The sequence below is a fragment of the Methylobacterium sp. Leaf361 genome (assembly GCF_001424445.1).
In the GTDB taxonomy this organism is placed as follows: Bacteria; Pseudomonadota; Alphaproteobacteria; order Rhizobiales; family Beijerinckiaceae; genus Methylobacterium.
On sequence record NZ_LMPY01000001.1, the window covers coordinates 377,855 to 391,305 of the forward strand.

Annotated in this window: 12 protein-coding genes; 6 read left to right on the forward strand and 6 right to left on the reverse strand. The window is 72.4% G+C overall.

The annotated features are described in order from the left end of the window. Positions 1-59 precede the first annotated feature (59 nt). The 5 genes from ASG32_RS01770 to ASG32_RS01790 form a co-directional block, all read right to left on the reverse strand. Positions 60-1,112, reverse strand: coding sequence for a DUF4167 domain-containing protein (locus ASG32_RS01770; RefSeq protein ID WP_056521831.1), 1,053 nt, complete (start codon positions 1,110-1,112; stop codon positions 60-62). 420 nt (positions 1,113-1,532) lie between these two features. Continuing rightward, positions 1,533-2,432: a peptide chain release factor N(5)-glutamine methyltransferase gene (gene prmC / locus ASG32_RS01775; protein WP_056521834.1), complete on the reverse strand. Its 900-nt coding sequence runs from the start codon at positions 2,430-2,432 to the stop codon at positions 1,533-1,535. Positions 2,433-2,440: 8 nt separating this feature from the next. Then, positions 2,441-3,526 (reverse strand): peptide chain release factor 1, encoded by a 1,086-nt coding sequence (gene prfA / locus ASG32_RS01780; protein WP_056521837.1) that lies wholly within the window; start codon positions 3,524-3,526, stop codon positions 2,441-2,443. Positions 3,527-3,747: 221 nt separating this feature from the next. Continuing rightward, on the reverse strand, positions 3,748-6,009 hold the full coding sequence (gene ptsP / locus ASG32_RS01785; protein ID WP_020091506.1) for a phosphoenolpyruvate--protein phosphotransferase: 2,262 nt from the start codon (positions 6,007-6,009) through the stop codon (positions 3,748-3,750). Positions 6,010-6,195: 186 nt separating this feature from the next. Next, positions 6,196-7,431, reverse strand: coding sequence for an aspartate kinase (locus ASG32_RS01790; protein WP_056521840.1), 1,236 nt, complete (start codon positions 7,429-7,431; stop codon positions 6,196-6,198). Positions 7,432-7,657: 226 nt separating this feature from the next. Here ASG32_RS01790 and ubiG point away from each other — a divergent pair, with 226 nt between their 5' ends. The 6 genes from ubiG (at position 7,658) to ASG32_RS01820 (ending at position 11,857) form a co-directional block, all read left to right on the forward strand. Further along, positions 7,658-8,419, forward strand: a complete 762-nt coding sequence (gene ubiG / locus ASG32_RS01795; protein WP_056521843.1) for a bifunctional 2-polyprenyl-6-hydroxyphenol methylase/3-demethylubiquinol 3-O-methyltransferase UbiG — start codon at positions 7,658-7,660, stop codon at positions 8,417-8,419. Positions 8,420-8,465: 46 nt separating this feature from the next. After that, a complete protein-coding gene (locus ASG32_RS01800; protein ID WP_056521848.1) occupies positions 8,466-9,038 on the forward strand; it encodes a YbhB/YbcL family Raf kinase inhibitor-like protein in 573 nt (190 codons plus the stop codon). Between the two features lie 133 nt (positions 9,039-9,171). Continuing rightward, complete coding sequence (locus ASG32_RS01805; protein WP_042675223.1) at positions 9,172-9,792, forward strand: PAS domain-containing protein; 621 nt, start codon at positions 9,172-9,174, stop codon at positions 9,790-9,792. Between the two features lie 176 nt (positions 9,793-9,968). Then, positions 9,969-10,094: a type B 50S ribosomal protein L36 gene (ykgO, locus tag ASG32_RS01810; RefSeq protein ID WP_003601867.1), complete on the forward strand. Its 126-nt coding sequence runs from the start codon at positions 9,969-9,971 to the stop codon at positions 10,092-10,094. Between the two features lie 138 nt (positions 10,095-10,232). After that, on the forward strand, positions 10,233-10,844 hold the full coding sequence (locus ASG32_RS01815) for a tetratricopeptide repeat protein (protein ID WP_056521851.1): 612 nt from the start codon (positions 10,233-10,235) through the stop codon (positions 10,842-10,844). Further along, positions 10,841-11,857, forward strand: coding sequence for an alpha/beta hydrolase (locus tag ASG32_RS01820; protein ID WP_056521854.1), 1,017 nt, complete (start codon positions 10,841-10,843; stop codon positions 11,855-11,857). The genes ASG32_RS01815 and ASG32_RS01820 overlap by 4 nt, the downstream gene beginning before the upstream one ends. Positions 11,858-11,893: 36 nt before the next feature. Here ASG32_RS01820 and pyk read toward each other — a convergent pair whose 3' ends face one another. Further along, a complete protein-coding gene (gene pyk / locus ASG32_RS01825; protein ID WP_056521857.1) occupies positions 11,894-13,330 on the reverse strand; it encodes a pyruvate kinase in 1,437 nt (478 codons plus the stop codon). Positions 13,331-13,451: the final 121 nt, after the last annotated feature.

Here is a 13,451-nt window from a genome sequence, read left to right on the forward strand (position 1 = left end):
AAGAAGGCCGCCCCGGTTTCCCGGGACGGCCTCGCTTCGACGTCATCCGCGATGTCGGATCACTCGGTCGGCACGTCCGCCGCCGGCGTGGTCGCGCCGCCCTCGTCCGCGGCGCTCTCGAAGCGCGGGCGCCGACGGCGGCGGGGCTTGGCGGCCGGAGCCTCGTCGGCCGCCGCCTCGGGCTCGGGAGCGCTCGACGGCTCGACCGCGGGCGCGGGGCGCGCGGGCGCCATCAGGAAGGCCGGCAGGCCCGTGGGCTCCTCGGCCTCCGCGGCGGGCGCGGTCTCGCGGCGGCGCTCGCGGCGCGGCGCGGCCTCGGCGCGGGGGGCCCGCTCCGGGCGAGCCTCGGGACGGGCCTCCTGCCGGGCCTCGGCGCGCGGGGCATCGCCGCGCCCGTTCTCGTAGCGGCCCTGGTCGCCGCGATTGTCCTGACGGTTGTCAGGACGCGCGTCCTGGCGGCCATCCTGCCGATTGTCCGGACGGTCCTGGCGATCCGGCCGGCCCTCGTGCCGCTCCTGGCGGTAGTCCGGACGGCCGTAATCCTGGCGGTCCTGACGATCCTGCCGGTTCTCTTGGCGATAATCCTGCCGCTGGTAGTCCTGGCGCTGATAATCCTGACGCGGCTGGTCCTGGCGCCGGTAGTCCTGACGGCCGTTGTTGTCGAACCGGCGCTGATCGCGGTTCTGGAACCGGTCGCGGCCCTGGCGGCCGTCCTGATTCCCGTCCGGACGGCTCTCGTAGGGCTGCGGCTGCTGGCCGGGATCGTTGTCGTCGTAGCCGTTATAGGCGTGACCGTTCTGCGACCCGCCATTGCCCTGGGCGTCGTCGTCGCCCTCGTCCATGTCGTCGTCGAAGGGACGACTGGCGTAGCCACCGGTGTTAGCCGGTCGATTCTGGTCCTGCGCACCGGAGACAATACGGAAGTAGTGCTCGCCGTGCTGAAAGTAGTTTTCGGCGGCGACCGGATCACCGGCGGCAAGGGCATCCCGCGCGAGCTGCGCGTACTTGTCGGCGATGTGCTGCGCGGTGCCGCGGATTTTGACGTCGGGACCGTTGGATTCGTAGGAGCGCGTCAGCGGATTCGGACCCTTCGGCCGGTTCCGGCCGCGCATCCGTCGATTCTGGTTTGGTCTCATCGGTCTGTTATGACCCTCGTTCACGCAAACGACTGTCTACGGAGGCGCCCGAGCGGATCTCGTGGCGCGAACCGGCCAAGCGCATCCGGCGGCGCCGCGCGTGGGACCGCTCTTCGGTCCGCGCGTCTGCCTGACCACCCCTCGAACCGGGCGCCCGGTGAAGGCCGCCGATCCTCAGTCGATTGTCAGGTTCGAATGTGTCGTCCCGCCGCGCTGGCACCGGCGCGTTCTGGTTCGACGAGTTAGGGGGATCAGCGAACCAATCGGCGACCCATGGTCACCACCGACCTTACAGCCGTCCGTCTTAACGGACGGTTCGCGATCTTCAAGCCGACTCTAGCGTTCCCCGGTTGATGCAACAAGCAATTTTTCGGTGCCGGGATGGTCGACCCAGACTTAGGCATCCCTGTGGCCGGATAAAAGACCCTCCGGCCGGTCGAAACACAGGACTCGGTCATGACCGGCAAGATCGCGGGTCAGCCCGCGCTCGCGATAGCCGGCGGCGCGCGCGAGCTCCGTGACGGCCGCCGCCTGATCGTAGCCGATCTCGAGCACGAGCAGGCCGCCCGGGGCGAGACGCGCGCCCGCGCCGTCCAGGATCCGTCGGTAGGCGTCGAGTCCGTCGGTGCCGCCGTCGAGGGCGGCCTCCGGGTCGTGGCCGCGGACCTCCCGCGCCAGGGTCGCGATCACGGCGCGGGCGATGTAGGGCGGGTTCGAGACCACGAGGTCGAAGCGGCCGCGCAGGGCGTCGCACCAGTCGCCGGCGACGAAGCGCGCCCGGTCGTCGACGGCGTTCAAGACGGCGTTGTCCCGGGCGACGCGCAGGGCGCCCTCGGAGCGGTCGAGCCCGACGCCGGTGGCCCGCGGCCGCTCGGACAGGAGGGCCGTCAGGATGCAGCCCGTCCCGGTCCCGAGGTCCAGGCAGCGGAGCGGCGCGGCGCGCTCGGGCCGCGCCGCCAGCGCGACCTCGACCAGGATCTCCGTGTCCGGGCGCGGCACGAGCGTGTCGGGGCCCAGCCGGAACGGCAGGCCCCAGAACTCCCAGGCGCCGAGGATGCGGGCGACCGGCTCGCCGGCGAGCCGCCGGGCCAGCGCCGCCGCGAGGGCGGCCGCACCCGCCGCGCCGACGCGGCGATCTCCCTCGATCAGCAGGTCGCGGGTCTCCAGGCCGAGGAGGCCGAGAAGCAGGAACCGGGCGTCGCCCGCCGCCTCGGCGACGCCACCGGCGTGCAGGCGCGCCGTCAGCGCGCGCAGCGCCTCGCGGCGGGTCAGGTCCTGCATCACGTCCGGCGTCACGGCGCGGATCAGGCCATGCCCTCGGCGGCCAGCAATTCCGCCTGGTGCTCGGTGATGAGGGCGTCCACCACCTCGTCGAGGGCGGTCCCGGCCATCACCTCCTCGAGCTTGTAGAGGGTCAGGTTGATCCGGTGGTCGGTCACGCGGCCCTGCGGGAAGTTGTAGGTCCGGATCCGCTCGCTGCGGTCGCCGGAGCCGACCTGCGCCTTGCGGTCGGCCGCCCGGGCCGAATCCTTGGCGCTGCGCTCGGCGTCGTAGAGCCGCGCCCGCAGGAGCGCCATGGCACGGGCCCGGTTCTTGTGCTGCGACCGCTCCTCCTGGACGAAGACCACGATGCCGGTCGGCAGGTGCGTGATCCGGATCGCCGATTCCGTCTTGTTGACGTGCTGGCCGCCCGCGCCCTGGGCCCGCATCGTGTCGATCTTCAGGTCCGCGTCGTTGACGTGGATGTCGACCTCCTCGGCCTCCGGGAGCACCGCGACGGTGGCGGCGGAGGTGTGGATCCGGCCCTGCGTCTCGGTGTCGGGCACGCGCTGGACCCGGTGGGCGCCGCTCTCGAACTTGAGGCGGGCGAACACGCCCCGGCCCTTCACCTCGGCCACGACCTCGCGGAAGCCGCCGACCGTGCCCTCGCTCTCGGAGATCACCTCGACCCGCCAGCCCTTCGACTCGGCGTACTTCGCGTACATCCGGAACAGGTCGCCGGCGAACAGCGCGGCCTCGTCGCCGCCGGTCCCGGCGCGGACCTCCAGGATCGCGCTCTTCTCGTCGGCGGCGTCCTTGGGCAGGAGCAGCAGCTGGAGGTCCCGGTGGGCCGCCTCGAGCGCCTCCTGCGCCTCCGGCTTCTCCTCGGCGGCGAGGGCCCGCATCTCCGGATCCGTGCCGGGCTCGTCGATCAGGGCCTCGACGCCCGCGAGATTCTCCAGGGCGGCGCGGTAGGCGCGGATCGCCGCCACGACCGGGTCGAGGTCGGACAGCTCGCGGGAGAGCTGGACCACCGTCTCGGGATCGATCTCGCCGGAGGCGAGCTGCGCGGTGACGATGTCGTGCCGCGCCAGGATGGCGTCGAGGCGCTCGGTTGGAAAGGGGATCATCGCCCGTGTTTCTGCAGGTCTGCGCGTGCGGTTCCGGGCCGGGCGCGCGTCTCGTCCTGCGGGACGGAGCTGCGTGGCTTGGAGGGTGTAGGACCCGGCAGGACGTCCCCCAAATCCACGCCTCGTCCGTCCGAGAGCGGAAGCCGCGGCGCGTCGACCGAAATCGTCGTGGCGTTGCCGTACAACCCCGGCCGAATGTTCGGCAAGGGTCGCGTTCGCGCTTAGATAGGGATGCCGTGCGCGTGCGCGAAGGCCGTCAGCGCCGGGCGCAGGGAATCGCCGTCGTGCATCCGCGCCATCTCGGCGTCGATCAGCGCGGCGATCGCGGCCGCGTCGAGGCTCAGCACCATCGCCTTGACCGGGCCGATGGCGGCCGGCGACATCGACAGCTGTCGGTAGCCGAGGCCGATCAGCGCCATGGCGTCGAGGGGCCGGCCGCCGATCTCGCCGCACACCGTCACCGGGCAGGAGGCCGCGTTTGCCCGCTCTGCGATCAGACGGAATGCGCGGAGCGCCGCGACGCTCAGCGGATCGAACCGGTCGGCGACCCGCCGGTTCTCGCGGTCCACCGCGAACAGGAACTGCATCAGGTCGTTCGAGCCGACCGAGAGGAAGTCGGCCTCCTTGGCGATCTCGTCGATCTGGAACAGGAGCGACGGCACCTCGATCATCGCGCCGAGGCGGCAATCGGTCGGGAGCCGGTAGCCGTGGCGCTTGAGGTAGGCCTTCTCGCGCTCGACGATGCCGCGGGCGCGCACGAACTCGTCCACCGTGGCGACCATCGGGAACATGATCTTGAGCGGGTCGCCGTCGGCGGCCTTCAGGAGGGCGCGCAGCTGCATGCGCAGCAGCGCCGGCCGGTCGAGGCCGATGCGGATCGCGCGCCAGCCCAGCGCCGGGTTCTCCTCCTCGAGCTTGGCCATGTAGGGCAGGATCTTGTCGCCGCCGATGTCGAGGGTGCGGACCGTGACGGACTTGCCGGCCGAGGCCGCGAAGACCTTGCGGTACAGCTCCTCCTGCTCGGCCGCCGACGGCATGCGCTGCGCCACCATGAACTGCAGCTCGGTGCGGAACAGGCCGACGCCCTCGGCCCCCGTCTCCTGCAGGTGGCTGAAATCTACCAGCAGGCCGGCGTTGAGGTGCAGGCCGACGCGCACGCCGTCGCGGGTCTGGGCCGGGACGTCGCGCAGCGCCCGGTACTGCTCCTGCCGGCGGGCCCGCAGGCGCACCATCTCGGCGTAGGCCGCCTCGACCTCGGGCCCGGGCCGGACGTGGATCTCGCCGGCCACGCCGTCGACGATGATGGCGTCGCCCGCGTCGCACAGGGCGGTGGCGTTCTCGACCTCGCCCACCGCCGGGATGCCGAGCGCCCGGGCGACGATGGCCACGTGGCTGGTCGGACCGCCCTCCTCCAGGACGATGCCGCGCAGGGTCGAGGCCTCGTAGTCGAGCAGCGCCGCCGGCCCCATGGTGCGCGCCACCAGGATGGCGTTCTCGGGCAGCACCAGGGCGCCGGCGGCCTCGGGGCCGATCAGCGTGCGCAGGACGCGGTTGGCGAGGTCGTCGAGATCGTGCAGCCGCTCGCGCAGGTAGGGATCCGACTGCCGCATCATGCGGGCGCGGTTGTCAGACTGGACCCGCTCGACCGCGGCCTCCGCGGTCAGGCCCGAGCCCACGGCCTCGCGCATCCGGCGGAGCCAGCCCTTGTCGTGGGCGAACATCCGGACGGTCTCGAGGACCTCACGCGATTCGGCGGTGCCGATCCGGTCGCCGCGCTCCACCAGGGCGTCGATCGCCGAGCGGACCTCCTCGATCGCCGCGTCCAGGCGCGCGACCTCGCGCTCGACGTTCTCGGCGATCAGCGTCTTCACCACGACGCGGGGCTCGTGCAGCACCACGTAGCCGAGGCCGATCCCGTCCGCGAGGGCGATGCCCCGGGCCAGGACCGGGCGCCGGGCCGCGGTGCCGGCGTCCGGCGCCAAGCCCTCCAGCTCGCCCGAGGCGATCATCTCCGACAGCACCATGGCGGTGGTCTGGAGCGCCTCGATCTCCTCCTCGGAGTAGACGCGGTAGGTCTTGTTCTGGACCGTCAGGACGCCGAGCGTGTTGCCGGCGCGCAGCAGCGGCACGCCCAGGAAGGCGTGGTAGGCCTCCTCGCCCGTCTCAGGCCGGTACGAGAAGGCCGGGTGGTTCTGGGCGTCCGAAAGGGAGAGCGGCTCCGCCGTGCGCGCGATGAGGCCGACGAGGCCCTCGTCGGTGCGCATGCGGGTCTGGTGCACCGCCTCGCGGTTCAGACCTTCCGTGGCGAACAGCTCGAGGGTGTTGTCGTCGCGCAGCACGTAGACCGAGCAGACCTCGGCCACCACGTTGGCGGCGATCAGGACGACGATGCGGTCGAGGCGCGCCTGGGGGCTGACCGGCTCCGCCATCGCTTCGCGGAGGCGGCGCAGCAGCAGGCGCGGGCCTCCGGGCGCAGCGGGCATCGGTTCGTCGTTCCAGCGTCGGTGAGCGGCCTTGGCGTCGACCACCCTGCAACCTTGGCGCCAGACCCGGGAAGGCCGGCGCCGGATGGACCGGGTCGCTGGTCCCAGAGGCGTCCTGGGATCGGCGGATCGGCCCGTGACTGTTCAGTTCACACCACGCGCCCCGCTCGAACCCGCGTCCCAGGCTCAGGCCTGATCCAGGCCGTATAGCGAGTGAAGCGTGCGCACGGCAAGCTCCGTATAGGCGGCGTCGATCAGCACGGAGAACTTGATCTCCGAGGTGGTGATCGCGCGGATGTTGATGCCCTTCTCGGCGAGCGCCCGGAACGCCTTGGCGGCGACGCCCGCGTGGCTGCGCATCCCGACGCCGATCGCCGACACCTTCACCACGTCGGTGGCGCCCTCGATCTGCGCGTAGCCGATCTGCGCGCGGGCCTCGTCGAGGATCTTCCGGGCCCGCTCGTACTCGGCGGACGGCACCGTGAAGGTCATGTCGGTGGTCGACTGGTCGCCCGACACGGTCTGGATGATCATGTCCACGTTGATGTTGGCATCCGCCAGCGGCCCGAAGATCGCGGCGGCGACGCCCGGGCTGTCCTTGACCTTGCGCAGGGTGATCTGCGCCTCGTCCCGGGAGAAGGCGATCCCGGTGATGATCTGCTGTTCCACGATGTCGTCCTCGTCGCAGATGAGGGTGCCCGGGCGCGCGGCGTCCGGCGGATCGAAGGAGGACCGGACCGTGGTCGGCACCCGGTGGACCATGGCGAGCTCCACCGAGCGGACCTGCAGCACCTTGGCGCCCAGCGAGGCCATCTCCAGCATCTCCTCGAAGGTGACCCGCTCCATGCGACGGGCCTTCGGGACGATGCGCGGATCGGTGGTGTAGACGCCGTCGACATCCGTGTAGATGTCGCAGCGCTCGGCCCCGATCGCGGCCGCCACGGCCACCGCGGAGGTGTCGGAGCCGCCGCGGCCGAGCGTCGTGACGCGGCCGGTCTCGTCGTGGACACCCTGGAAGCCGGCGATGACCGCGACCTCGCCCTTGGCGAAGCCCGCCTCGAGATTTTTCGGGTCGATGTCGGCGATGCGGGCCGAGCCGTGCGCGTCCGACGTCACGACCGGGATCTGCCAGCCCTGCCAGGAGCGGGCCTTGAGCCCGTCCTTCTGCAGGGCGATCGCCAGGAGGCCGGCGGTGACGAGCTCGCCGGACGCCACGACGGCGTCGTACTCGCGCGGATCGTAGATCGGGTTCGCGTCCTTGACCCAGTCGACCAGTTCGTTGGTCTTGCCCGACATGGCGGACACGATCACGGCGACGTCGTAGCCGGCCGCCACCTCGCGGGCGACGTGGCGCGCCACGTTGCGGATGCGGTCGACGTTGGCGACGGAGGTGCCGCCGAATTTCATCACCAGACGGGGCATGGTCTCTCGGTCGCGGGTTCCCGGTGGCGATTGGACGGGCCGCTGCAGCCCCGTCCGGACGGTGCCCGGCGGGTACAAGCGGCCCGGAGGAGTGTCAACAACCGGCCAAGCATGGCGCCCGCGCGCCGCGGCGACTTCCGGGCGATCGCCGTGCTAGAGCGCGGTCTCGACGCAGGCACGTAACCGCGCGGCGGATCCCGGCCGCCGGCATGAGGACGGAACACGAATGGACAGGTCAGCCACGGACCGGATCACGGAAGGGTTCGTCGACCGCGGCGAGGTCGCGCGCTTCGACGCGCTCGCCGCCACGTGGTGGGACGAGTCCGGCCCGATGCGCGTCCTGCACCGGTTCAATCCGGTGCGGCTCACCTACATCCGCGACGCCCTCTGCCGCAGGTTCGGCCGCGACCCGAAGGCGCCCTTCCCCCTCGACGGGCTGACGATCTGCGATGTCGGCTGCGGCGGCGGCGTCCTCTCGGAGCCGCTGGCCCGGCTCGGCGCCCGGGTGACCGGCCTCGACCCGGCCGAGCAGAACGTCGCGGTGGCCCGGGCCCACGCCGAGTCGGCCGGGGTTCCGGTGGATTACCGCGGGCAGACCATCGAGGCGGTGGTCGCCGGCGGAGAGAGCTTCGACGCGGTGCTGATCATGGAGGTCGTCGAGCACGTCTCCGACATGCCGGCCTTCGTGCGGACCGCCTGCGCGGCGGTGAAGCCCGGCGGAATGCTGTTCGGAGCCACCCTCAACCGCACGCTGCGCTCCTTCGCGCTCGCCATCGTCGGGGCCGAGTACGTGCTCGGCTGGCTGCCGCGCGGCACGCACGACTGGGAGAAGTTCGTGACGCCGGACGAGCTCGCCCGCGCGATCCGGGCCGGCGGCCTCGACGTCACCGACACGGTCGGCGTCGTCTACAACCCGCTGACGGACGGGTGGCGCACCAGCCGCGACAAGGCGGTGAACTACATGGTCGCGGCCGAGCGGTCGGCGTGAACGGGTCGCCTCCTCCGCCGTTGCCATCGCGGCGGAGGAGACGGCGATGCTCGAGAAGATTCCCGGTGTGCTCGGCGAGGCGCTGTCGGGGCTGAAGGCGGGCCTGGAGAAGACGACGTCCCGCGCGGACTTCCCCGACGTGCCCGAGACCGTGACGCTGTCGAGCCCGGCCTTCGCCGACGGGGCGGATCTGCCCGCGCGCTTCACGGCCGACGGCGCGGGCGTGTCGCCGCCCCTCGCCTGGAGCGGGCTGCCGGCGGGCACCGCCGCCCTCGTCCTCCTCGTGGAGGATGCGGGCAGCCCGACGCCCCGGCCGCTGGTCCATCTCATCGCCTGGTCGGTCCCGCCGGAGCCCGCCGGCCTGCCGGAGGGCGCGCTGCCGGGGCCCGGCCACGCGGGCACCGTGGAGGCCGTGGGCCGGAACAGCTTCCTGCGCGCGGAGTGGCTGCCGCCGGACCCGCCCACCGGCCACGGGCCTCACCCGTACCTTTTCCAGATCTACGCGCTGCGGCGGCCCCTCGCCCTCGCCGAGGCGCCGGGCCGCGGCGCGCTGATCGAGGCTATGCGCGGTCAGGTCCTCGCGAAGGGGATATTGACCGGCGTTTACCATCGTCCCTGATCCGGCCGATACCGGTGCGATACAGCTCAGCCCTGCAGAACTCGCGCGTTGTGCCGCATTCGTGATCTCAGTATTGTGTCGACCAACGAAGCGGTCTGGGCAGACCGCCTGAAAATGGCTGGAGATCGAGCCTGTGGGCGTCGGCGTGCGCACGAAGCGGCGGGGCGGCAGCAGTGTGGCGCGCGCGCTCGCTGTGTCGGATGTCGGGACTTGGACCTGGCACATCGCCGACGATGTTCTGCGGTGCGACCCCGTCGCCGCGACGATGCTGGGCCTGCCCAGGACGAGAAGCGGCAGCGGCACGACCTTCGGAAGCTTCCTGGACCGCATCCACCCGGAGGATCAGCGTCGGATCGCGTCGACCCTCGATGACCTCCGCCGGCAGGGTGGCCTGTACATCGCGCAGTACCGGACCGTCCCGGAGCCGGGCGAGGTCCGGTGGATCCTCGCGCGCGGCCGCTTCATCCTCGACGCGCAGGGCGGCGTCAGCGAGGCCCACGGGATCGTCATCGACGTGACCGAGTGCGGCCGCGACGGCTTCCTCGACGAATCCGCCTTCTGCGCGACCGACGTGGCGGCCGGCGGCATCGACCGGGTCGCCGAGATGGCCCTGGCCCTCTACAACGCCGCCGAGGACGGCCTGCCCCAGCCGGGGTTCGAGCGCCTGAAGCCGCTGCTCGACGTGCTGCTGCACGAGATCGGCCGGCAGCTCGTGCTGGCACCGGCGGTGCCGGATCTCGACAGGGTTCACTGAGCCGCCCCCCTCCGCTCGATGCCTGTCGCGCCTTGCCTTCCGGGGGCGAATCCTGATATGGCCGCGCCATCCCGCGATGCGTGAGCCGTGATCGCCGGACGCGACCCCGCGTCCAGCCTCGTGACCACGTTCCCGACACCCTACACAACGGACGGCCCTCCGGGCTCGAGAGACCCATGAAGATCCGCAACTCCCTCAAGTCCCTGCGTGGCCGCCACCGCGACAACCAGCTCGTGCGCCGCAAGGGCCGGGTCTACGTGATCAACAAGACCCAGAAGCGCTTCAAGGCCCGCCAGGGCTGAGGCCGCTCCGCCCGGTCAGGCCGGGTCGGACGACGATCGACGTTGGGACGGCCGTACCCGAAGGGGCGCGGCCGTTTCCGCATGCGCGCGGCACCGCGGCACGTTGACGGATCCCGGGCCGGCGCACAGTCTGGCCGCATGACGCCGACCCGCCTCCTCGCCGCCCTGGTCTGCCTGTCGGCCCTCGCCCTGGACATCCCGGCGGCGCGGGCGGCCCCGGAGGCCGGGCGTCCCGGCCGCGCCGCGCCCGAGGGGAAGCCGGCGCCCAAGCCGCCGAGCCTGGACGACCTGTTCGCCCGCCTGCGCGCCAGCGAGGATCCGGTCGAGGCCAAGGGCATCGCCCGGCTGATCGAGCGGCGCATGGCAGGGTCGGGCAGCCCGACCGCCGACCTCCTCACCGACCGCGCCCGTCAGGCGGTCACCGCACACGACTTCCCCCTGGCGGCCGAGCTGATGGACCGCGTCACCGCCCTCGAGCCGAACTGGTCGGAGGGCTGGAACCGGCGCGCGACGGTGTTCTGGCTCCTGTCCGACAAGGACGACGCCCTGGCGGACCTGCAGCGGGCCCTGGTGCTGGAGCCGCGCCACTTCGAGGCCTGGGCCGCGATGGGCCGGATCTACGAATCGCTCGACGACAAGGCGCGGGCGCTCGCCGCCTTCCGGCGGGCGCGGTCGCTCTACCCGCAGATGGAGAAGATCGGCGAGGCGATCAACCGCCTCACTCCGGAGGTCGACGGCCGCGACCTGTGAGCCGGGTGACCGCCGTCCTCCTCACCCTCCTGGCCCTGCCCCTCGCCCTCGCCGGGCTCGTCCTCGCGGCCGGCGCGCTCGCGACGCTGGTCATCACCCTGCGGGTCGGCGCAGCCAACCCGCCGGCCGGCCCGTTCGTGGCGGTGACCGGCGGCCTCCTCGCGACCCTGCAGGACGGACCGGCCGACGGGCCGCCCGTCGTGCTCCTGCACGGCGCTTCGGCCAACGCGTCGGATCCGATGGAGGGGATCGGCCGCCGGCTCGCGGCGCGGGGTTTCCGGGTCATCGCGTTCGACCGGCCGGGCTTCGGCTGGAGCGACCGGATCGGCGGCAGCGACACCGCGCCCCCCGCGGCGCAGGCCGCCCTGATCGCCGAGGCGCTGGAACGGATGGGTGTCGGCCCGGCGCTCGTCTTCGGCCATTCCTGGGCCGGCGCCCTCGCCCTGGCCCTGGCCCTGGGCCACCCGGACAGGGTCTCGGCCCTCGCCCTCGCGGCGCCGGTGGCGATGCCCATGCCGGACCGGATGCCCGATCTGCCCTGGTACTGGCGGCTCGCCGTGACCCCGCCGGTGGCGTGGCTGCTCAGCCGGACGGTTGGGCCGCCCATCGCTCGACACTTCCTGCCCGAGGCGGCGCGCCGGGTCTTCCAGCCGCAACCGCCGCGGGCGGATTACCCGGACTTGGCGCGGTCGGACCTGGTCCTGCGGCCCGGAACGCTCCTCGCCAACGTCCAGGACCTGCTCGGCCTGCCGCGCGCCCTCGCGGCGCAGAGCCCGCGCTACGGCGCGATCCGCGTGCCCACCCTGGTGATCTCCGGCGAGGCGGACCCGATCGTCCGCGCCGACACGCAGGCGGTGCCGCTGGCCCGCGCGATCCCCGGCGCGCGGCTGGTTCTGCTGCCGGGCATCGGCCACATGCTCCAGTACGTCGCCGCCGATCGGGTCGCCGAGGAGGTCGCCCGGCTGGCCGGCGCGACGGGCGCGGCCGGTCCGGAGCCGGCCGTCGCGCACTGACGCGCCGGCCGGTCCCGCTCTCGTATCCCGGTGCCGTCAGGCCTTCTCGGCGTGCTCGCGGGTGATGAAGGTCAGCCGCACGAGGTTGGTGGCGCCCGGCGTGCCGAACGGCAGGCCGGCCACGACGATCACCCGGTCCCCCACGGCGGCGAACTTCTCGCGCACGGCGAACTTGGCGGCGCGGAACGACATGTCGTCCACGTCGCTCGCGTCCTTGGTGACGATCGGGTGCGTGCCCCAGGCCAGGGCGAGGCGGCGGGCGGTCTCGCGCCGCGGCGTCAGCGCGATCACGGTGGCGTTCGGGCGCTCGCGCGACAGGCGCAGGGCCGTCGAGCCGGAATTGGTCCAGGCCATGATCGCGTCGAGGCTCAGCGCGTCGACCATCTGGTGCGCCGCCGCCGCGATGGCGTCGGCGGCCGTCTCGTCGGGGGTCGCGCTCTGCGCCCGGATGATCGACCAGTAGATCGCGTCCCGCTCCACCTGCTCGGCGATGCGGTTCATGGTCTCCACGGCTCCGATCGGGTGGGCGCCCGAGGCGCTCTCCGCGGAGAGCATCACGGCGTCCGCCCCTTCGTAGACCGCCGTGGCGACGTCGGAGACCTCGGCCCGGGTCGGCACCGGCGCGGTGATCATCGATTCGAGCATCTGGGTGGCGACGACCACCGGCTTGCCGTAGCGCCGGGCGCCGCGGGTGATGCGCTTCTGTACGCCCGGCACCTGCTCCAGGGGCATCTCCACGCCGAGGTCGCCGCGGGCGACCATCAGCCCGTCGGAGATCTCGATGATCTCGTCGAGGCGCGCCAGCGCCTGCGGCTTCTCGATCTTGGCCATCACCAGGGCGCGGCCGGCGCAGACCTTCTTCACCTCGGCCACGTCCTCGGGCCGCTGGACGAACGAGACGGCGATCCAGTCGGCGCCGGCGTTCAGGCCGGCATCGAGGTCGGCCCGGTCCTTGTCGGTCATCGCCGGCACCGGGATCACGGTGTGCGGCAGGGACACGCCCTTCCGGTTCGAGATCCGGCCGCCGACCTCGACGCGGGTCACGGCCCGGTTGTGCGCCGTCTCGAGCACGGTCAGCCGCAGCTTGCCGTCGTCGACCAGGATGGCGTGGCCTGGCTCCAGCGCCTCGAGGATCTCCGGATGCGGCAGGTGGCAGCGCGCGGCGTCGCCGGGCGTCGGGTCGCCGTCGAGCACGAAGGTGGCACCGGCCTCGATCATCGCGGCGCCCTCCGCGAAGGTGCCGAGCCGCAGCTTGGGTCCCTGCAGGTCGACCAGGATGCCGATCGGCCGCTTGGCCTCGCGCTCGATGGTGCGGATCGCCTCCACCTTCTCGGGCAGCTTCTCGCGCGGAAGGTGGCTCATGTTGAGCCGGAATACGTCGACGCCCGCGCGGAACAGCCGCTCGATCATCTCCGGCGAATCGGAGGCCGGACCGAGGGTGGCGACGATCTTCGTGCGGCGTGACCGTTTCAAGCGTATTTCCTCCGTGTTCTCGTTGCCGCGCGGCGTCGAGCGCCGGCGGTTGAAAGATCTGGCTCAGGGAGCGCAGATCGGCTGTGAGCATCTCGGGCCGGACAGCGTCAAGACCGCAGTC